Origin of the sequence: Bradyrhizobium sp. (assembly GCF_016213215.1) — a bacterium.
Lineage (GTDB): Bacteria > Pseudomonadota > Alphaproteobacteria > Rhizobiales > Xanthobacteraceae > Bradyrhizobium.
In genome coordinates this window covers 47763-67650 of sequence record NZ_JACRAW010000010.1, presented here as the reverse complement: position 1 = coordinate 67650, position 19888 = coordinate 47763, and the positions used below count along the sequence as shown (strand labels likewise).

The 19888-nt window shown below is 63.8% G+C and carries 16 protein-coding genes and 1 pseudogene; 10 read left to right on the top strand and 7 right to left on the bottom strand.

The features are described from left to right. Nucleotides 1-147, top strand: a pseudogene (locus HY852_RS03370) (branched-chain amino acid ABC transporter substrate-binding protein); the annotation flags it as partial. Nucleotides 148-316: 169 nt separating this feature from the next. Here HY852_RS03370 and HY852_RS03365 read toward each other — a convergent pair. Then, nucleotides 317-1072: a helix-turn-helix domain-containing protein gene (locus HY852_RS03365; RefSeq protein ID WP_291602604.1), complete on the bottom strand. Its 756-nt coding sequence runs from the start codon at nucleotides 1070-1072 to the stop codon at nucleotides 317-319. 184 nt (nucleotides 1073-1256) lie between these two features. On the opposite strand from HY852_RS03365, the gene HY852_RS03360 reads away from it, so the two are divergent. From HY852_RS03360 to HY852_RS03340, 5 genes are all read left to right on the top strand, one after another. Further along, the gene (locus HY852_RS03360) at nucleotides 1257-3542 is read left to right on the top strand and encodes a marine proteobacterial sortase target protein (protein ID WP_291602603.1); all 2286 of its coding nucleotides are present in this window, start codon (nucleotides 1257-1259) and stop codon (nucleotides 3540-3542) included. Between the two features lie 181 nt (nucleotides 3543-3723). Continuing rightward, entirely contained in the window at nucleotides 3724-4293 is a 570-nt protein-coding gene (locus HY852_RS03355; RefSeq protein ID WP_291602602.1) for a class GN sortase, read from the top strand. A gap of 88 nt (nucleotides 4294-4381) precedes the next feature. Continuing rightward, entirely contained in the window at nucleotides 4382-5095 is a 714-nt protein-coding gene (locus tag HY852_RS03350) for a DUF1614 domain-containing protein (protein WP_291602601.1), read from the top strand. Between the two features lie 177 nt (nucleotides 5096-5272). Beyond that, nucleotides 5273-7492: an acetate--CoA ligase family protein gene (locus HY852_RS03345; RefSeq protein ID WP_291602600.1), complete on the top strand. Its 2220-nt coding sequence runs from the start codon at nucleotides 5273-5275 to the stop codon at nucleotides 7490-7492. 88 nt (nucleotides 7493-7580) lie between these two features. Beyond that, a complete protein-coding gene (locus tag HY852_RS03340; RefSeq protein WP_291602597.1) occupies nucleotides 7581-8426 on the top strand; it encodes an MlaD family protein in 846 nt (281 codons plus the stop codon). A gap of 66 nt (nucleotides 8427-8492) precedes the next feature. Here HY852_RS03340 and HY852_RS03335 read toward each other — a convergent pair whose 3' ends face one another. Together HY852_RS03335 and HY852_RS03330 are read right to left on the bottom strand one after the other, a co-directional pair. Beyond that, complete coding sequence (locus HY852_RS03335; RefSeq protein WP_291602595.1) at nucleotides 8493-9995, bottom strand: NAD(P)/FAD-dependent oxidoreductase; 1503 nt, start codon at nucleotides 9993-9995, stop codon at nucleotides 8493-8495. A gap of 119 nt (nucleotides 9996-10114) precedes the next feature. Then, nucleotides 10115-10876, bottom strand: coding sequence for a trypsin-like serine protease (locus tag HY852_RS03330; protein ID WP_291602593.1), 762 nt, complete (start codon nucleotides 10874-10876; stop codon nucleotides 10115-10117). Nucleotides 10877-10992: 116 nt separating this feature from the next. On the opposite strand from HY852_RS03330, the gene HY852_RS03325 reads away from it, so the two are divergent. Further along, a complete protein-coding gene (locus HY852_RS03325; protein ID WP_291602592.1) occupies nucleotides 10993-11628 on the top strand; it encodes an HAD-IA family hydrolase in 636 nt (211 codons plus the stop codon). Between the two features lie 222 nt (nucleotides 11629-11850). Here HY852_RS03325 and mtnA read toward each other — a convergent pair whose 3' ends face one another. The 3 genes from mtnA to HY852_RS03310 all read right to left on the bottom strand — a co-directional run bounded on the left by mtnA (nucleotide 11851) and on the right by HY852_RS03310 (nucleotide 14220). After that, nucleotides 11851-12957 (bottom strand): S-methyl-5-thioribose-1-phosphate isomerase, encoded by a 1107-nt coding sequence (gene mtnA / locus HY852_RS03320; RefSeq protein ID WP_291602590.1) that lies wholly within the window; start codon nucleotides 12955-12957, stop codon nucleotides 11851-11853. A gap of 17 nt (nucleotides 12958-12974) precedes the next feature. Then, the gene (locus HY852_RS03315; RefSeq protein WP_291602586.1) at nucleotides 12975-13850 is read right to left on the bottom strand and encodes an S-methyl-5'-thioadenosine phosphorylase; all 876 of its coding nucleotides are present in this window, start codon (nucleotides 13848-13850) and stop codon (nucleotides 12975-12977) included. 97 nt (nucleotides 13851-13947) lie between these two features. Continuing rightward, nucleotides 13948-14220 carry a phosphopantetheine-binding protein gene (locus HY852_RS03310; RefSeq protein ID WP_291602584.1) on the bottom strand — a complete coding sequence of 91 codons (273 nt, stop codon included), beginning with the start codon at nucleotides 14218-14220 and terminating at the stop codon, nucleotides 13948-13950. 345 nt (nucleotides 14221-14565) lie between these two features. Between HY852_RS03310 and HY852_RS03305 the strand changes: the two genes are divergently transcribed. The 3 genes from HY852_RS03305 to HY852_RS03295 are packed head-to-tail and all read left to right on the top strand — an operon-like array spanning nucleotide 14566 to nucleotide 17713. Next, nucleotides 14566-15789, top strand: a complete 1224-nt coding sequence (locus HY852_RS03305) for an acyl-CoA dehydrogenase family protein (protein WP_291602582.1) — start codon at nucleotides 14566-14568, stop codon at nucleotides 15787-15789. A gap of 31 nt (nucleotides 15790-15820) precedes the next feature. Beyond that, complete coding sequence (locus HY852_RS03300; RefSeq protein ID WP_291602580.1) at nucleotides 15821-16801, top strand: amino acid--[acyl-carrier-protein] ligase; 981 nt, start codon at nucleotides 15821-15823, stop codon at nucleotides 16799-16801. Nucleotides 16802-16852: 51 nt separating this feature from the next. Continuing rightward, nucleotides 16853-17713, top strand: coding sequence for an acyl-CoA acyltransferase (locus HY852_RS03295; RefSeq protein WP_291602579.1), 861 nt, complete (start codon nucleotides 16853-16855; stop codon nucleotides 17711-17713). Nucleotides 17714-18915: 1202 nt separating this feature from the next. Here HY852_RS03295 and HY852_RS03290 read toward each other — a convergent pair. Beyond that, the gene (locus HY852_RS03290) at nucleotides 18916-19803 is read right to left on the bottom strand and encodes a branched-chain amino acid aminotransferase (RefSeq protein WP_291602577.1); all 888 of its coding nucleotides are present in this window, start codon (nucleotides 19801-19803) and stop codon (nucleotides 18916-18918) included. Nucleotides 19804-19888 lie beyond the last annotated feature (85 nt).

Sequence of the window (19888 nt, the reverse complement as noted above, 5' to 3'; positions counted from 1 at the left end):
TTCCCGACGGATTTGCTGATCCCCGGGATCACCATCACGACTTCGCCCACCGACTTCGCCCCGATCGAACAGCTCAAGATGATGCGGTTCAAGGGCGGCAAGTGGGAGCTTTTCGGCGATATCATCAGCGCCGAGACGGGCGGCTGATCGAAAGCGGTCGAGCCGCAAGTTCGCTTCACCTCTCCCGCTTGCGGGGGAGGTCGTTGCGCTCGAAGAGCGCAACGGGCGGGGGAAATCTATCCACTCGAAAACTGCATTTGCTGCGGCACCCCCACCCCAGCCCTCCCCCGCAAGCGGGGGAGGGAGCTCGGCAGGCTCACGCCGGCAGAAACAGCGCAAACGGCTCGTCAACCGTGCGGCGCAGGTGCTCGCGATAGACCGCGTAATTGGCGTGGTCGGACGCTACTCGCCCGAACGTCGCCTCTTCGATGTTTTGTAAAGGGACGAAGGCGATGGGCGCGGCAGTCGGCGTCAGTTGCGAGCCTGGCCCGGCGCGCAGCGTGCTGATGATTCCGTACATCTCGCCGTCAACGGTCGGCCGCGAGACCGTGATCACCCGGTGCTGCCCATGCCGGTTGATGACAAGATATATAAATCCCGACTGATGGGGCACGGCGACCTCGCCGGTGTGCTCGTAAGCCGCATCCGTCCTTTCGCCTTCGTGGAAGACGAGCGATGAGACCGCCGGATCCCAGACGATCTCCGTGCGATACGCGTAGATCGCCTCCTTGTCTCCGAAAGAAGGTCGCAAGGTGATGTAGACATTTTCAAGCCAGGTCACCGCGCGATGTGAATAGGACCCGAGGCTGTCGGGCGCGACATCGCTACCGGCCGGAGGTGGCGAGCTGCTGGCCTTGCGCAAGGGAACGCCGAGCGCCTGCTCGAGCCGCACCATGGTAGCAAGCGTGAACGGCCGCCGACCGCCAAGCACCTTCTCCAGCGTGGAGAGACTAAGCTTGGCCTGCTCGGCCAGCGCCTGTCTCGAGATGCGGCGGCGCGCCAGCTCCTCGCGAATTCGCCCACCGATTTCGCGGCTTTGTTCGTCCGAGAGCTGCTTGTCCGGCGTGTGCATCCTTGGCCCTGCTCCTTGGTCGTTTCTAGCAGACGCACGGTTCAGCACAAAACCGCACTGGACCGCCTCCACGGCGGCGCACCCGAACGGGCGGCGGCAAAATATTGCCGATCATTATGCTCGCGCCGACAGCGCCTGTCCGCGCAAGCTGAAGGCGACCAAAAAGCCCTCGGGAGCAAGCGAAATGAACGAATATGGCGTGATCGACGTCGATGAGCATCCCAGCCTGACAAGGTTGATTCGACTCGGATTATTTCTCCTGGTGCAGGGCGTTGCCGTCATCCTGGTCGGATTTGCGGCATTATTCGTGAGCTTCGACCCGGCGTGGTCGGCGACGAGCCGGCAGGCCAACCTGCTGCAGCCGGGGGAGGCTCGCTCCGGCACCCTGCTCCTGAAGGACGATGACGGCAACACCCAGGAGGCGATCCGGCTCGGCATCGACGTCGACATCACCGTCTCCGGCCCGACGCTCCGCGCCCGCGTCACGCAAGTCTTTCGCAATACGACCCAGCACTGGGTAGAGGCGACCTATCTCTATCCGATGGCGACGCAGGGCGCGGTCGATTCGTTGAAGATGGTGGTCGGCGACCGCGTCATCGTCGGCGATATCAAGGAGCGGCAGCAGGCGCGCGTCATCTATGAGCAGGCGCGCGAGCGCGGCCAGAAGGCGGCGCTGACCGAACAGGAGCGGCCGAACATGTTCACCAATTCGGTCGCCAACATCGGCCCCGGCGAAACAGTGCTGGTGCAGATCGAGTACCAGGAGCCGGTCCGCCAATCCGGCAACGAATATTCCCTGCGCGTGCCGATGGTGGTCGGGCCGCGCTACAATCCTGCGCCCATCGTTCAGAGCGTCGACCTCCGGGCCGACGGTTCGGGTTGGGGCTCCTCAAGGACCGATCCGGTGCCCGATCGAGACCGCATCACGGCGCCGGTGCTGGACCCTGCAAAGCATGCGCCGGTCAATCCGACCAGCATCACGGTTCGCCTCCAGGCCGGCTTTCCGCTTGGCGAGGTGAAAAGCCATCACCATGCCGTCAAGGTCGACAGTCCCGACCATGCATCGCGCACCATCACCCTGGCAGACGGCACGGTGCCCGCCGACCGCGATTTCGAGCTGACCTGGAAGCCAGCCGCTGAGAAGGCGCCCTCTGTCGGACTGTTTCGCGAGCATGTCGGCGACGCCGACTACCTCCTCGCCTTCGTCACTCCACCGGCGGCCGAGCGGACCGAACAGAAGCCACTTCCCCGCGAGGTGGTGTTCGTGATCGACAATTCCGGCTCGATGGGCGGCACCTCGATCGTGCAGGCCAAGGCGAGCCTGCTCTACGGCCTCTCCCGCCTGCAACCGGCCGATCGCTTCAACGTCATCCGGTTCGATCACAGCATGGACGTGCTGTTTCCAAGCTCGGTCCCGGCCGACGCGCGCAACCTCGCCACGGCCAACGCCTTCGTCGGCGCGCTGCAGGCCAATGGGGGCACGGAAATGGTGCCCGCAATGCGCGCCGCGCTGACGGACACCCTGAACGAGCCGGATACCGTGCGCCAGGTGGTGTTCCTGACTGATGGCGCCATCGGCAACGAGCAGCAGCTGTTCGATACCATCGCGGCGATGCGCGGCCGCTCGCGCATCTTCATGGTCGGCATCGGTTCGGCGCCCAACACTTATCTGATGACGCGCGCCGCCGAGCTCGGCCGCGGTGCCTTCACGCATATCGGCTCAGTCGATCAGGTCGAGGAGCACATGCGCAGCCTGTTCGCCAAGCTGGAGAATCCGGCCGTCACAGGTATCTCCGCAAAGTTCTCCGACACTGCTGCCGACGTCACGCCGACCATGATCCCGGACATCTATCGCGACGAGCCGCTGGTGCTGGCGGCGAGAATCGACAAGCTGTCCGGCTCGCTCGAGATCAAGGGCCGCGTCGGCGACCAGCCGTGGTCGGTCAAGCTGCCACTGCAGAATGCCGCCGAAGGCAAGGGGCTTTCCAAGCTGTGGGCCCGCCGGAAGATCGACGATGCGGAAATCGCCCGCACAATTCGCCAAGTCTCTCCGGACGAAGCCGACAAGACTATTCTGGCGCTGGCGCTCGGGCATCAGCTGGTCACGCGCCTCACCAGCCTGGTCGCCGTCGACAAGACGCCGAGTCGTCCCGCCGGCGAGCCGCTCAAGCTCAGCCAACTGCCGCTCAACCTGCCGGCGGGCTGGGATTTCGAGAAGGTGTTCGGCGAGCGGCCGCTGCAGGTGCCTTCCCAGCCTAAGGAGCGGCGCGCCGACGCGAGCGATACGCGTGGTCAGCTCACCGCCAAGCGTGTTGTGGTCCCGGCAACGCAAAAGCCCGGCACGATCCGGCTGCCGAAGACTGCGACTGACGCCGAATTGAGGATGATCGCAGGCTCGATCCTCCTGATGCTCAGCCTGTTCTTCTTCGTGTTCAACCGGCGGCGAGCGCCCGTGCGCCGAGCCGGATGAAAGAGGAGACGCCCCACCTCCTCTTGTTCAGCGCGCGCGGCCGCCCGTCCCCCACGGCCGCGCGCGCAACTCTTGCCAAGCCGTCATTGCGAGCGAAGCGAAGCATCCAGTGATGGTCCTGTGGAAACAGTCTGGATTTGCTTCGTCGTTCCACTCCTCGCAATGAGCCAGGACCCGCCATATGCGCCGCTCCATCCTGCCGGTTGCTCTCGCCGTCCTCGGCCTGCTGCTGTTCGGACAGGGCGCCTACATCCACGCCAAGGCACTGCTCGCGCAGATCCTGCTCAAGCGCGCCTTCGCCGAGAGCATCGCCACCGGCCAAATCGTCAAGCCGTGGCCATGGGCGGACACCTGGCCGGTGGCGCGGATCGAAGTGAAGCGGCTGAATGCCGGCGCGATCGTGCTCGCGGGGTCAAGCGGTCAGGCGCTTGCCTTCGGTCCGGGCCATGTGGAGCTGACGGCGGACGCCGGCGAGCGCGGTGTTGCCGTCTACTCGGCGCACCGCGACACTCATTTCCGTTTTCTGCGCGATGTTAAGATCGGCGACGAGATCGACGTCACGCGAAGCGACGGCAAGCTATTCCGCTACCGCGCGGACTGGTCTTCCGTGACGCGCTTCGATGCATCGGGGATAGATCCCCTGGCGCCCGGCCATGAGCTGGTGCTGTCGACGTGCTGGCCGCTCGACGCGGTTACGTCCGGTCCCGACCGCTATCTCCTGCACGCGACCCTGATCGACCCGGAGTCCTGAGCTCGCTCGCTGTCGGATTTGTAATCCCGGCCATGGCGTGAGATGGTTCGGGAGAGGGCAAAGCCAAACCGGGCGAGCCATACCTACCATGAATTCCCAGGTTCACTACCTGCCGATCACGCCGGGACCGTTCGCGATCCTGGTGCTCCTGTTTGCCGCGCTGATCATCCTGATCCAGCTCCGCATCCTGCGCTATGCCTACATGCGGCTGGGCATCAGCCCGAGCGCGGCGATGACCCTGCTGTTCGGTTCGCTGATCGGAAGCTATTTCAATATCCCGATCACGGTCCTCTCCGCAAATACGGTGCACTCGGGAGAGATAATCAACTTCTTCGGCATGCAATATGTGGTGCCGCTGGTGCATGAGTGGCCCGGAACCGTGCTTGCGATCAATATCGGCGGCGCCCTGATCCCGACGATGATGTCCATCTACCTGGTGCTGCGATATCAATTGTGGCTCAAGGCTGCGATCGCCATCGTGATCATTGCCATTGCAATCCACATGATGGCGACGCCGGTGCAAGGCATGGGCATCGCCGTTCCGGTATTCGCCCCCGTGTTCATCACCGCGATCATCGCCTTGCTGCTGTCGCGCGAATATGCGGCGCCGCTTGCGTACATCGGCGGATCGCTGGGGACGTTGATCGGCGCGGACCTTCTCAACCTCGACAAGATCGGCAGCCTGGGCGCCCCCGTCGCCTCGATCGGGGGCGCAGGAACGTTCGACGGAATCTTCCTCACCGGCATTCTCGCCGTGCTGCTGGCCGGCATCGGTTCGCCATCGCAACCACGCCCGGCCTGACAGCCGCTTTGTCGTCTCTTCGTGAACTGCGCTCCCGTCTGGCGGAAAATCACAGGCGTTTTACCCGTATGCGAAAGACGATAGCTGAGTCCCTTCTCGCCTGCGGTGAGTTGCCTGTCCTAGCAGACTGCTCATAATGGGAGGCGCAGGCCAATAAGACCACAAAGGGAAATGCCAATGGAAGCTCGGGTGACCACTGCCTCTGTCTCGTCCCCGAAATGGTCGCCTGCGCCAGAGGCGAGTGACATCGTCAAGGGCATCCATGCGATGCTGCATCCGCGCAACATCGTTCTGGTCGGCGCGACCGACAAGCCGGGCAATTACGCCGAACGCATCTGGAACAACCTCGTCAAGTACAAGTTCGGAGGCGGCCTTTTTCCCATTAACGCCAAGCGCCAAACGATCTGGGGCGTCACCTGCTACAAGGATTTCGCGAGCCTTCCCGAAAGGCCCGATCACGTGCTGGTGCTGGTACCGGCGCGTTTCGCGGTCCAGGTCATTCGCGATGCCGCCGCGGCCGGCGCGCGCTCGGCGACCATCGTCACCTCGGGCTTTTCCGAATTGCAGGATGAGGAGAGCCAGCGGCTCGCCGTCGAGCTGCGTGAAGCCATTCGCGAGACCGGGCTTGCGGTCACCGGCCCGAACTGCCTCGGCAATCTGAGCGCCGGCGAAAACCTCTTCACCAACATCGACGACCGTATCGTCACCATGGAGCAAGGGCCCGTCGCGATCGCCGGCCAGTCCGGCGCCATCGTCATGGCGATCCGTCAGGCGCTGGAGGATCGTGGCGTCGGAGTCGGTTACATGGTCACGAGCGGCAACGAAGCGGGTCTCGAGACCACGGACTTCATGGAGTATTTCGTCGCCGATCCGTCGATCCGCGTCATCGTCGTCTATCTCGAAGGCGTACGCGACACCAGGGCGTTCCGTAACGCCTGCAAGGCCGCGCGGGCCGCTTCCAAGCCGATCATCGCGCTCAAGCTCGGCGCCTCCGAAGGCGGCCGGGCCGCCGCCATGGCGCACACCGGCGCGCTCGCCGGCTCGATCGAGACATTCGACGCGATTTCGACACGCGAGGGCGTGATCCGCGCCCGCGGGCTCGACGAGTTGATCGAGACCACCGAGTGTTTCGTGCACGCCGCACCGCCGATGGGCGACCGGCTGGCCGCGGTGACGCTGTCCGGCGGCAAGCGCGGGCTCCTGATCGACGCCTTCCATTCGGCCGGGTTGAACTTTGCGCCTTTGAGCAAGCACTTAAGTGGCGAGCTCGCCAAGATGCTGGGGCCGGGCTCGATCGTCGGCAATCCGCTTGATGCCGGCTTTGCCGCGGTCGTCGATCCTTCCGTCTACATGAACTCGATCAAGCTCATGATCGACGATCTCGACACCGACGTCGTCATCATCGACGCCGAGCTGCCCAAGGCACCGCATGAGTTGCGCGAACGCAACCTGCGCATTGTCAACGAAATGGCGGGCCAGGCGTCAAAGCCGGTGATCTACATCAGCGCAATGTCGATCGGCTTTACCGAATTCACCAAGGGTCTGCGCAAATCGCTGCCGAACATCGCCGTGATGCAGGGCATGGACCGAGCCGTCGGCGCCATCAAATCGCTGATCGATTATGCGAGGCTCCGCAAGGAGGTGCCGGACATCGTCTCGAGCTCCAAGCCCTCGGCGCGCGCGGTGCTGGAGAAGACGCTTCGCAGCGCGAGCGGCGCCGCCCTGGACGAGGTGGCCTCCAAGAAGCTCCTGAAGGCCTATGGTATCCCGATCTCGAAGGAAGCGATTGCCACAACTGCGGCTGAAGCCGCCAGAATCGCCAAACAGATCGGCTTTCCCGTGGTCGCCAAGGTCGTCTCCGCCGACATCCTGCACAAATCAGACATCGGCGGCGTCGTGCTCAACCTCAATAGTGCAGCCGAGGTCAAGAAGGCGTTCAACGACATCACCGCGCGGGTGAAAAGACTGAAGAACAAGCCCAGGCTCGACGGCATCCTGATCGCCCAGCAGGTCAAGGCCGACCTCGAGCTCGTGGTCGGCGCCTCGCTCGATGCCGAGATGGGACCGGTGGTGCTGTTCGGCACCGGCGGCATCGATATCGAGCTGTTGAAGGACGTGGCGCTGGCCGGCGCTCCCGTCGATGCGGCCGAAGCCGCGCAATTGGTCGGCCGCACCAAGGCCGGTATCAAGATCCGCGGCTATCGCGGCAAACCGCCGCTCCACGAAGCCTCCGCCGTGAAGGCGCTGGTCGGCCTGTCGAACCTTATCTCGGATGCCGGCCACCGGATCGCCTCGATCGACATCAACCCGTTCCTGATCAACGCCAGGACCGGTGTCGCCGTGGACGCGCTCATCGTTCTTAACAATGCCGCGGCGAAGCGCGCGGCGGAGCATTGATCGTCTTCCACTCGCGTCACTTTGCCCGTAAAATCCGCCGGCGACTCTCGCCCCGCTGCCGGGCGGTCGAGCGCGGCTGGATAGCGGAATGGCGATACGAATACGAAAAAGCAACGTGATGATCGGCACCATGGCGCTGGCGGTCATCGGCGTGGCGTTCGTCGGTTTGCTTACGGTGCAGAAGCTCCGCTCGGTCCAGCAGCGCGGCCCCATCCGCATCATCATCGACGGCTCGGCCTCCGGCCTGCGCAAGGGCGGCAATGTCAATTTCGACGGCGTGCCGGTCGGCCAGATCACCTCGATCAAGCTGGAAAATCCACGCAAGATCGTGGTCATGGCGATGCTCGACAACAGCGCCCCGATACGCAAGGACACGGTGGTTGGAATAGAATTTCAGGGCCTGACTGGTATTGCCGCGATCTCGCTCGTGGGCGGCGCGCCTTCGGCGCCGCCGGTACCGCTGGATGCGGACGGGACTCCGATCCTGACCGCAGACTTAAGCGAGTCGGAATCGATCGTCGACAGCCTGCATGATGTCGACCGCGCCATCGCCAAGAACGAGGGAATGATCCACGACGGGCTGCTTTCGTTCGAAACCTACACGGCCTCGCTGAAGAGCAGGGGCGAGGCGATCGATGCCGTGATGGACAGGGCGGAAAGCGCCTTTACGAGCTTCGGTAGCGCGATCACCAGGATCGAGAGCGTGATGCCGGGGTTTGCCGACGGCAAGGCCGTCGAGCTGTTCGAGAAGGTGAAGTCGATGCACGAGCTTGCCGACAGCTTCAAGAAGAAGTCGGCGTCCTTCATGGAGGAAGGCCGCCGCACCCTTCTCGACATCAGCGATGCCGCCAACAAATTGAGCTTCAAGCTCGATCCGCAGGGCGCAAACCATGCCCCGCGCCCGCCGCGCAAGCCGCCGCAACAACGGCGGTGATCGCCACCTCCCCCTGAAGATTCGAGACGAGCGGCCGGCGAGGTAAGTTGGCGTCACACCGCGGTCTCAACGATAGACGAACGCTGCGTCGTCGATGTTGATCGCGGGAATCTCGTCCTTCTCGGCCCAGTAGTCCTGGCTGTGCTGCCATTCCGGCTTGTTGCCGCGCCTGGGCCACATGTGCTGGCTTCTCATCATGTAGCCGGGGTTGAAATTCTCCGGATCGAGCCAGGGCAGCAGCGGCATGTTATGATCTTCCGGCCGCAGCTTCACCTCGACCCGCCTGGCGCCCTTCTCCTTCATGTGCGCGAGCAGCCGGCACACGAAATCGCCGACGAGATCGACGCGCAGCGTCCAGCTGGCGCGGAAATAGCCGAACACCCAAACCATGTTCGGGATGCCCGTGAACATCATGCCGCGGTAGGTGACCGTGTCGGCGAAATCGAGCGGCTTGCCGTCGATGACAAAGCCGATGTCGCCGAGCGCACAGAGGTTGAAGCCGGTCGCCGTGACGATGACGTCCGCTTCCAGCGTCTTGCCTGATTTCAGCTGGAGGCCCTTCTCGGTGAAGCATTCGATCTCGTCGGTCACGACTGTCGCCTTGCCGCTCTTGACACCTTCGAAAAGATCGGCGTCTGGCACAAAGGCGATGCGCTGCCGCCACGGCCGGTATTTCGGCGTGAAGTGCGTCGCCACATCGTAGTCGGGCCCCACCACCGCCGTAATCTGGCTGATCAGCTCCTTTTTCACCTTCTCGGGTTCGGCAATGCAGCGCTTGGTGAAGGCGTCCTGCTCGAACAGGATCTTGCGGCGGACGATCTCGTGAATCCATTCCTCGTTCACCTGAAGCTGCCGCAGCGTATCGGCGATGTCGATCGCGTTGCGGCCGAGCCGGAAATAGGTCGGCGAGCGCTGCACCATGGTGACGCGGGCGCACTCGCCGGCGATCGCGGGAATGAGCGTCGCGGCCGTCGCGCCCGAGCCGATTACGATCACCTTCTTGTTGGTCAGATCGAGGTCATCCGGCCAGGTCTGCGGATGGACGATGCGTCCCTTGAACTTGTCCATGTTCTTCCATTCCGGCATGTAGCCTTCGGAATGGCGATAATAGCCCTGGCACATCCAGAGGAAGTTCGCGGTGAAGGTCTTCTTCTCGCCGGTGTCGGTCCTGACCGCCTCGACGGTCCAGAGGTTGGTCTCGCTCGACCAGCTCGCCGAGCTGATCTTGTGCCTGTAGCGGATGTGCTCCTCGATGTCGTTCTCGTCGATCACCTCCTTCATGTAGGAGAGGATCTCTTCGGCGGTGGCGATCGGCGGACCGACCCAAGGCTTGAAGCGATAGCCGAAGGTGTAGAGATCGCTGTCGGAGCGGATGCCGGGATAACGATGGGTGAGCCAGGTGCCGCCGAAGCTTTCCTGCGTCTCAAGAATGACAAAGCTCGTTCCGGGAAGCTGGGTCGTCAAGTGATAGGCGCTGCCAATGCCGGAAATGCCGGCGCCGACGATCAGGACGTCAAAATGTTCTGAACCTTGTTGGGCAGTAGGCGCAGTACGAACGGCGACATTCATTGTTGTTTCTTTGCTGTTGTGGTCGTCCTTGAACGGACGAACCGGTTTCCTCCGCAACGGCGTGATGCTCACCCGGAACGTAAGCGCCACAAAATGACATATATCAATTCACTTCAAAATCACAGCGCGGCGCCCCAAGGCCGCGCGGTTTGCAGGATCCAGTCGCGATAGAGCGTCAGCGGCGTGACGCCGGTCAGGCCGCCGCAACCGTTGCTGCCGTTCGGCCCGGTGGACCAGCTGATGACTCCAACGATAACCGGACCGCCCGGCTGGTCCTCGAAAACAGGGCCGCCGGAGTCGCCGGTACAGGCGCCGATTCCGTCGCGCGTACCGCCGGTTACCGGATCGACCAGGCGAATTTGCAAGGTGCCGGGCTTGCCGGTCGCGATAAGCCCGGCGACGCGCGTAATCCCGCCGCTCTTGCCGTCGCCCCGCACGGTCACGCCGATGCCGGCGATGGTGAAACGGCCGCCGACAGCGATCGGAATTTGCGGCATGCCGAGCCGCGACGGTGATTTTCCCTTGAGTGGAATTTCCAGTTGCAGCAGCGCCACATCGGCTGTGGCGCGGTGCGCCTGCATCGCCTGCATGTTGAAGCCGGGGTGGATCGCGACCGCCCTGACATTCTGCAATTGCGGCTTCTGGTCAACGCCGTAGTCGACGATCTTGTAGTCCGCTCCCGGCTGCACGCAATGCGCAACCGTCAGCACCACTTTCGGGGCAATGAGGGTACCCGTGCAGAAGTTCCCTCGCGAGCCGACGATGGTGACCACCGAGCGGGCGACGCCTTCGGCCTGGGGCGCTCCGCCGCCGACGATGGCGTGGGCCGGCGCCGCTGGCAGCAGCGCGGCAGCGGCAAAGAGGATCGACAGCGTCTTCATCGGCGCACGCAATAGCTCTCGGAATGGCTTCGGCCAGGCGGTCGTTCGGACTGGCCCTTGCCGATTTCGCATGGTAGCCGTCCTGGCACAACAACAACACCAGCGAGGATGGGCCATTGGCGATCGAGGCGGTTATCTGGGATTTTGGCGGCGTGCTGACGACTTCGCCATTCGAGGCGTTTGCCCGCTTCGAGAAGGAGCGCGGCCTGCCCGCCGACATCATCCGGCGTACCAATGCGGCCAACCACCTGGAAAATGCCTGGGCGAAGTTCGAGCGCGCCGAGGTCGACATCGACACGTTCGATGAATTGTTCGCTGCCGAATCCCTCGCACTGGGCGCCGCAGTCCGCGGCAGGGAAGTGCTGCCGCTGCTGCACGGCGACCTCCGTCCCGAGATGGTCGGGGCGCTGACGCGCATCGCGGGCAAGTTCAAGACCGGCTGCATCACCAACAACCTGCCCGCCAACGCGGTCGGCAGCGCTGGCGGCCGCTCGTTCTACATCGCCGAGGTGATGGCGCTGTTCGACCACGTGATCGAATCCGCCAAGATCGGCCTGCGCAAGCCCGACCCGCGCATCTACCGGATGATGGTCGAGACGCTGAAGGTCGATCCGGGCGCCTGCGTCTATCTCGACGACCTCGGCGTCAACCTGAAGCCGGCGCGCGACATGGGCATGACCACGATCAAGGTAGTCAATGCCCCGCAGGCGATCGCCGAGCTTGAAGCCGCGACGGGATTGAAGCTGAGTTGACGGGTACCCAATCGTCGTTGCGAGTTTCGCTTGCAATGACGCGCTGCCAGTTCCGTCATCCTGAGGTGCTCGCGCAGCGAGCCTCGAAGGATGAACGGCCGAGGAAACAGCCGGGCCGTCGTCCTTCGAGACGCCGCGCAAGCGCGGCTCCTCAGGATGACGGTGATAGATGTTCGCTCGCTTTCTCAATGACAATATTTTCTCAATGACAATATTTCAATCCTATTTCACGGCGCCCGCGCGTTCCGGAAAGGCGGCGGCGAGTGCTGCGCGATTGGGTTTTAGCACGCCGCGCTCCGTGATCAGTCCGGTAACCAGCCGCGCCGGCGTCACGTCGAAGCCATAGTTCGCAACCGGCGAGCCCTCGGGCACGATGCGCACCGTCTCGACGCGGCCGTCGGCGGTTCGGCCGGTCATGTCGGTCACCTCAATGGCGCCGCGCTGCTCGATCGGGATCTGCCGGATGCCGTCACTCACGCTGAAGTCGATGGTGGGCGACGGCAGCGCCACGTAGAACGGCACGTTGTTGTCCCGCGCCGCCAGCGCTTTGAGGTAGGTACCGATCTTGTTGCAGACGTCGCCGTTGCCGGCGACGCGGTCGGTGCCGACGATCACAAGATCGACCATGCCGTGCTGCATCAAATGTCCGCCGGTGTTGTCGGGGATCACGGTGTGCGGCACCCCGTGATGGCCGAGTTCCCAGGCCGTCAGCGCAGCACCCTGGTTGCGCGGCCTTGTCTCGTCGACCCAGACGTGGACGGCAACGCCTTGTTCATGCGCGAGATAGATCGGCGCCGTCGCCGTGCCCCAGTCCACCGTTGCGAGCCAGCCGGCGTTGCAATGGGTCAGCACATTGACCGGCTCGCCCGGCTCCTTTCGCGCGGCGATCGCCTCGATCAGCGGCAGGCCATGACGCGCGATGCCCTGGTTGATCGCTACGTCCTGTTCCAGAATCTCGTCGGCGCGGGCATAGGCGGCATCGACCCGCTCCGCCGGATCGAGCGGCCCGAGCGTCGCGCGCATCTTCTCCAGCGCCCATTCCAGATTGATCGCCGTCGGCCGCGCCACGACCAGCGTCTGATACGCGCGATCGAGCCCGTCGTCGGAACTGTCCTGACGCATCGCCAGAGCAATGCCGAATGCCGCGGTCGCGCCGATCAGCGGTGCGCCGCGAACAAGCATGGTGCGGATGGCATCCGCCGCCTCCTCGCACGTGGTCAGCTGCGCGACGACGAACTCGTGAGGCAGCTTGCGCTGGTCGATGGCGGCGACCGACCAGCCGTCCGCATCGAGCCAGATGCTGCGATAATGCCGGTCGTCGACCTTCATCGTGTTCGCCTCTCGCGTCAGCCGCCCAGCACGCGCCCGGCCACCGCGTCCAATTTTACAAGGAGCTCCGGATCGCGCGCCTCAGGGTCGGTGATTAGCGCGGCGTCGAGCGCGCGGTCCGAACCGATCGGACACGGCTCGTGCTCGCGCGGAAGATCCCTGGCAAGGCGCCCCACCAGCGCTTTGGCCTTGCCGGCGTTCGAGTTCAGGACGCGGATGATGTCCTGCACGGTGACGGCGTCATGGTCGGGGTGCCAGCAGTCGAAATCGGTCACCATCGCAACGGTGGCGTAGCAAATCTCTGCTTCCCGCGCGAGCTTGGCCTCCGGCATGTTGGTCATGCCGATCACCGAATACCCGAGATTCTTGTAAGTCATGCTCTCGGCATAGGTCGAGAATTGCGGCCCCTCGATGCAGACGTAGGTGCCGCCGCGCGCCATCGCAATGCCCTCGGCTTCGCCGGCCGCTGCCAGGTGGATGCGCAGCCGCGGCGAGACCGGATGCGCCATGGAGACATGGGCGACACAGCCCTTGCCGAAGAACGAACTTTCGCGGTTGTGCGTACGATCGATGAACTGGTCGACGAGAACGAAGGTGCCGGGCGGCAGCTCTTCCTTGAACGAGCCGCAGGCCGACAGCGAGACCAGGTCGGTAACGCCTGCACGTTTCAGGACGTCGATATTGGCGCGGTAATTGATGTCGGATGGCGACAGGCGATGGCCCTTGTCGTGCCGCGGCAGGAACAAGACCGGCAGGCCGGCGATGGTCCCCCGGCGCAGCGGCGCCGACGGCACCCCCCACGGGCTCTGGATCACCTCTTCGCGCGCATCCTGAAGACCCGGCAAATCATAGATGCCGGAGCCGCCGATAATACCTAGTACCGCTTGTGTCATGCCTGTTCCACCCCGTTCGCAGCGCGCGAACCCGTGGACGAGCTATGCCAGTTTTGCGGCGATTTTGGAACCGGCTCGACCGGATGGACCTGGGTACTCAGGCCGCCACTACAGGCTGAAGCTGGCCGACAACCATCCGGCGCAAGGTCTCCACGGACCGGAAGTTCTCCGGCGTGATTTCCGAGTGCGGGATGGTGAAGTCGAATTCGGCCTCGACGGCGAGCATCAGGTTGACCATGTCCGTCGACGTCAATCCGATGTCGACGAGCCTCGCCATGGGCTGCACTTCCGCGGCAAGCGAGTTCTGCGCGAGAATGCCCTTCACCAGCTTCACAACGCGGTTCTGAACGTCGAGATCGAAGGCATGCATCTGAAATCTTCCTGTCTGCGTCTGGTCGATGGGCGCTCGCGCAAAATCGCAAGTCGGGACGACTCGCGCAACGCGCTAACCGAAGCTTTGCGATTCTTGGTAAAGGACGGCTCACGTTGATTAAAATCCTCAGCTCTTTTCGAAGTGCTAACGGGATCGTCGGACATTTCGGGTGCCGAACAACGAGGATTTAACCGTTCGCGTCGAATTCGCACCTGTTTACCCTCAATTGGATCGACGAATTTGAATTAAATCCGTAAGCCTCCGATCCAAGTAGACATGTCGGATGATCGAATGGGCCTTCCTGCCGTCGATCTCGAACGACGATTCCGGAGGCCAATAGCGATGAACGTCCGCGAAGCAGCCGCCCGCGCTGTCGACGAAGCCCAGCAAGTCATCTTTAGCCAAGGTCCGTCGTTGCCGGAACGAACCTCCAAGGTGGCTGCGACGGCCGCCGCCGACGCCGAGGCGGTGGATCGCGAGGCCCGCTTTCCCAAAGCTGCCTTCGACGTCGCGCGCGAGCAGAAGCTGCTGGGGATCATGATTCCGGTCGATTTCGGCGGCCACAGTGCCTCGATCTACGATGTCACCGACGTCTGCTATGCGCTCGGACGGGCCTGCACCTCGACGGCGATGATCTATGCGATGCACCAGACCAAGGTCGCCTGCATCGTCCGCCACGGCCGCGGCACGCCATGGCTGGAAACGATGATGCGCCACGTCGCAAACGACCAGTGGCTGCTCGCGTCCTCGACCACCGAGGGACACAACGGCGGCAACATCCGCTCCAGCGCCGCGGCGGTCGGTCACAGCACGGACAGGATCTCGCTGCTGCGCGACGCCACTGTCATCTCCTACGGCGCCGAGGCCGACGGCCTCGTGACCACCGCGCGCAGGGCAGACGACGCCGTCTCCTCCGACCAGGTGCTGCTGGCGCTCGCCAGGCAAGACTATTCGCTCAGGCGCACGCAGGGGTGGGAAACGCTCGGCATGCGCGGCACCTGCTCGAGCGGTTTCGAGCTGAAGGTGGATTGCCCCGCCGACCGCGTGTTCCCGGAATCCTACGAGAAGATACACGTCCAGACGATGATGCCGTTTGCGCATCTGACCTGGTCCTCGGCATGGGCCGGCGCAGCCGCCGCCGCGGTCGAGCGCGCGCATCGCTTCATTCGCAAGGCGGCGCGCTCTTCCGGCGGGCAGATGCCGCCGGCGGCCGCGCATTTCACCGCCGCGAAACGATCGCTCGCCAAGCTTCGCGCCGTGATCAACGCCAACATGGACGCCTTCGCCCGTCACGAGCACGACGAACGGGTGCTGAGCTCTCTGGACTTCCAGTCTTCGATCAACCTGCTCAAGGTCGAAGCCTCCGAACTTGCGGTGCAGACCGTGATGAGCGCGATGCGCGCCTGCGGCCTTTCCGGCTATCGCAACGACGGCGAGTTCACGATCGGCCGCCACCTTCGCGACGTGCTTTCGGCGCCGATCATGATCAACAACGACCGCATCCTCGCCAGCGTCGCCACAGCGACATTGATGAGCAGCGTGCCCGTCAGCCTCCGTGACGAGTAAGAGAATCGGCAGATCGCAGGAAGTGAAAACCATGAATGTAGCCGTTCTACCAACTTCGCTCGAGACTGCGCCGCAGGCCGCCGACCCGCTGGACCACCTGACCGACGTGCTGTTCCACAGGATGGGCAGCGAGGGCGTCTACGCCCGCACGGCGCTCTACGAGGACGTGGTGGAGCGGCTTGCCGCACTGATCAGCCGGCATCGCGAGCCAGGCACCGAGGTGATGCGCTTTCCGCCGGTCATGAGCCGCGCCCAGCTCGAGAAGTCCGGCTATCTGAAGAGCTTCCCCAACCTGCTCGGCTGCGTCTGCGGCTTGCACGGCACCGAACGCGACATCAACGCGGCGGTCGCCCGCTTTGACGCCGGCGGCGACTGGACGAGCTCGCTGTCGCCGGCCGATCTCGTGCTGTCGCCGGCCGCCTGCTATCCCGTCTATCCGATCGCGGCGAGCCGCGGCCGTCTGCCGGCCGGCGGCCTGCGTTTCGACGTCGCCGCCGATTGCTTCCGCCGCGAGCCGTCGCGGCATCTCGACCGCCTGCAATCGTTCCGGATGCGCGAATACGTCTGCATCGGCAGCCCGGATAATGTCGCGGCGTTTCGCGAGCGCTGGATGGCGCGCGCGCAGGGAATCGCCCAGGATCTCGGTCTTTCGTTCCGCGTCGATCAGGCCAGCGATCCGTTCTTCGGCCGCGTCGGGCAGATCAAGGCGGTGAGCCAGAAGCAGCAGTCCCTGAAGTTCGAGCTCCTGGTCCCGTTGCGCTCGGAGGAGCAGCCGACGGCCTGCATGAGCTTCAACTATCACCGCGACCATTTCGGCACCACCTGGAACATTCTTGATGCCAGGGGCGAGCCGGCCCACACCGGCTGCGTCGCCTTCGGCATGGACCGACTCGCCGTCGCCATGTTCCACGTCCATGGCACCGATCCCCTCGCATGGCCCGCCAGGGTGCGCGAGGTGCTCGACATCGAGACGCCTGGGACGATCGACGCCCACGTCGAAGGTTGGCGCTAACAAACGAGGCCGCCCATTTCGACAGGTGCCACCAGCGTCAAGCAGACCCGCGTGCGGTGCCGCGAGATCACGGAGTCCGACGTCGATGCCGTCGCCGACCTCCTGACGCGCGGCTTCGTCGGCAGGTCGCGCGAATACTGGCTGCAGGGCCTGCGCCGGCAGGCGTTCCGCCCGGTGCCGGAGGGTTATCCGCGCTTCGGCTACATGCTGGACAATGACGGCGCGCCGGTCGGCGTGCTCCTCCTCATCTACACGGAGAGGAAGGACGGCGGCGAGACCGCAATCCAGTGCAACCTGTCGAGCTGGTACGTCGAGCCGGCGTTCCGCAATTATGCGCCGCTCCTCACCAAGATCGCGCAGCGGCACAAGGAAGTCACCTACATCAACATTAGCCCGGCAAGGTGGACCTGGCCGATCATCGAGACGCAGGGCTTTCAGGCCTATTGCCGCGGACTGTTCTTCTCGGTCCCGCTTCTGTCGCCCGCGCAACCTAACACAACGATCGAGATCGTCCCGCCCCACGCGACCGCGGTCGATGGCTTGAACGAAACGGATGCCGAACTGTTGATCCGACACGCGCGCTACAATTGCCTCAGCCTCGTATGCCGGACGGCCGATGGCGCCTTCCCCTTCATTCTGCAGCCGGTACGAATCCGCCGCGGCTGGATTGCCCCGCCCGCGATGCAGCTGATCTACTGCCGCGACGTCGCCGAGTACGTCGCCTGCGCCGGCAATATCGGCCGGCTCTTGCTTCGTCTCGCCAAGATTTCGGTGATTCTCGATGCCGAGGGCAGCATCCCCGGCCTGGTCGGTTTCTACACCGAGGCGCGCGGCAGAAAATATTTCAAGGGCCCGCATCGTCCCCGCCTCGCCGATCTCACCGATACCGAGCTCGTGCTGTACGGGCCGTAAAGGGCGCGGCGCGCGAAGGCGGGAAACACCGCGAAAATCGTCGTCCCGGGCAAGCGAGCTTCGGGCAACGCGTAGCGTTATCCCGTGCGAGCGCGACCCGGGACCCATATCCACAGGCCATTGTTGCTGCGAAGCTCGGAGCCAAAGCTCTGCAACCCAACCAAATCCTATGGGTCCCCTGAGTGCTGGGACGACGCGCGCTCATCCATCCACCCCGTCATTGCGAGCGAAGCGAAGCAATCCAGAAATGTCTCCACGGCAGCAAGTCTGGATTGCTTCGTCGCTTTCGCTCCTCGCAATGACGCCTGTGGCGACTTTCGATTCGATTTTCAATCACCAGATACAATTATGCATTCTCGCGGCATGTTCTGCCCGAGCTATGCTTGATCTCCTCACCCTCTTATCGAACAGAGGGCGCAGGGAAGACCGGGTGCCCGCTGCACCCGCGGTCTCGTGTGCAAATTGCGCAAAAGAAGCTGCACACGAGCATACAGGTACAGCCGACGACACCCGGCCTTCCCTGCGCAGTGGCTTGACGGCTTATGGCGCGCTCTCCCCGGCGACGAATTCCTTTTGTCACCGTCGCCCCGCGAATTGGCGGCGATCATCGAACCCGGGGGGTCGATGCGCCTCCGCAGTGCTTGACTGCAGCAACGGAGCCAGGACCACACGGTTTTGCCGTACGCAACAACATCGTCGTCTTGCGCGCCCGATCATCGCTCACAAGCCCGAAGGCTCGCCCCGCAATCAACGCGTTCGCGCCGACGCTGCCGCGTCCACCGCATCCCAGCCCCCGTTTCGTGACGATCGCGATACGCCCCTCGTATCGGGCGGGACGGATCACCTATACGCCGAATCCGAATTCCGGAAAAGCGAAATATTTTTGCGCCGGGGGCTTGACGCATTTTGCGGGTGATTTGCCGCCGAGCATGATCAAAGGTCCGCGAACGCGCACTTTCACCCTCCCCTGGAGGGCTATCGCATATGAAAGAGAACCTGGCGGGCGGTCTCTTTGCGGCTCATCCTTCGAGACGCCCGCCTTTGGCGGGCTCCTCAGGATGAGGTTTTGTTCGCGGCGAGATCTCGCACCCTCATGGTGAGGAGCGCCGCTTGCGGCGCGTCTCGAACCATGAGGCCGACCACCTTCGCAGCCACCAAGCGCCATATGCGATTGCCCCTCCAGGGGAGGGTGGAGTGCATGTTCACGCCGCCAGCTTTATTGCATGGGCGAATTCCCAGTAGAGCTTGCGGGCGCGCGTGTAGAACGGGCCCGGCTTGAGCTCGCGGTCGTCTATGCGGATGATCGGCGCGACCTTGGCGAAGTTGCCGCTGGAGAAGATCTCGTCGGCGGCAAGGAAATCGGCGTAGCGCAGCGTGGTCTCGACCACGGTTGCGCCGTCGGCTCGCAGCAGCCCGATGACGCGCTGGCGTGTGATGCCGTTGAGGAATGTGCCGTTCGGCGCCGGCGTATAGACCACGCCGTCCCTGGCCATGAACACGTTGGAATTGCCGAACTCGGCGACGTTGCCCATCATGTCGAGCATGAGGCAGTTCTGGAAGCCGCGCGAGGCGGCCTCGATCAGCGCACGCGAATTGTTCGGATAGAGGCAGCCCGCCTTGGCATCGACCGGCGCGCATTCCGCCGTTGGCCTGCGGAACGGGGACAGGGTGATGGCGCTGCCGTTCGGAGCCGGCATCGGCGCCTCGTGGATGCACAGGCACCAGTTGGTGGTTTCGGGATCGAACAGCACCCCGCCGCCGGAGCCGGTCTGCGCCCAGTACATGGGGCGGATGTAGAGTTCGGCCTTGGGGGAAAAGCGCGCGATGCCTTCACGTGCCAGCGCGATCCAGGTCTCGGTATCGACGAACGGCTTGAGCCTGAAATTGGCTGCGGACTGGTTCACGCGCGCGCAATGCCGATCGAGATCTGGCGCGACGCCTTCGAAGGCGCGCGCGCCGTCGAACACGGTCGAGGCGAGCCAGGCGGCATGGGTGCGCACGCCCATGATCGGCACGTTGCCCTCGTGCCACTCGCCTTCGAAGAAGGTCCAGGTCGGCGAATAGCTGACAGGTTTAGCAATGTAGGCCATGATCACGCTTCCCAACACGGCCGGACGGCCATTATAGGCGGCTACTATTGTCCGAATTCCTTAAAGGATTCGCTCCGCTATAGCC

Coding starts and splice junctions, on each gene's coding strand:
- HY852_RS03365 (WP_291602604.1), bottom strand. CDS start 1,072: ATGCACACGCCGGACAAGCAGCTCTCGGACGAACAAAGCCGCGAAATC.
- HY852_RS03360 (WP_291602603.1), top strand. CDS start 1,257: ATGAACGAATATGGCGTGATCGACGTCGATGAGCATCCCAGCCTGACA.
- HY852_RS03355 (WP_291602602.1), top strand. CDS start 3,724: ATGCGCCGCTCCATCCTGCCGGTTGCTCTCGCCGTCCTCGGCCTGCTG.
- HY852_RS03350 (WP_291602601.1), top strand. CDS start 4,382: ATGAATTCCCAGGTTCACTACCTGCCGATCACGCCGGGACCGTTCGCG.
- HY852_RS03345 (WP_291602600.1), top strand. CDS start 5,273: ATGGAAGCTCGGGTGACCACTGCCTCTGTCTCGTCCCCGAAATGGTCG.
- HY852_RS03340 (WP_291602597.1), top strand. CDS start 7,581: ATGGCGATACGAATACGAAAAAGCAACGTGATGATCGGCACCATGGCG.
- HY852_RS03335 (WP_291602595.1), bottom strand. CDS start 9,995: ATGAATGTCGCCGTTCGTACTGCGCCTACTGCCCAACAAGGTTCAGAA.
- HY852_RS03330 (WP_291602593.1), bottom strand. CDS start 10,876: ATGAAGACGCTGTCGATCCTCTTTGCCGCTGCCGCGCTGCTGCCAGCG.
- mtnA (WP_291602590.1), bottom strand. CDS start 12,957: ATGAAGGTCGACGACCGGCATTATCGCAGCATCTGGCTCGATGCGGAC.
- HY852_RS03315 (WP_291602586.1), bottom strand. CDS start 13,850: ATGACACAAGCGGTACTAGGTATTATCGGCGGCTCCGGCATCTATGAT.
- HY852_RS03310 (WP_291602584.1), bottom strand. CDS start 14,220: ATGCATGCCTTCGATCTCGACGTTCAGAACCGCGTTGTGAAGCTGGTG.
- HY852_RS03305 (WP_291602582.1), top strand. CDS start 14,566: ATGAACGTCCGCGAAGCAGCCGCCCGCGCTGTCGACGAAGCCCAGCAA.
- HY852_RS03300 (WP_291602580.1), top strand. CDS start 15,821: ATGAATGTAGCCGTTCTACCAACTTCGCTCGAGACTGCGCCGCAGGCC.
- HY852_RS03290 (WP_291602577.1), bottom strand. CDS start 19,803: ATGGCCTACATTGCTAAACCTGTCAGCTATTCGCCGACCTGGACCTTC.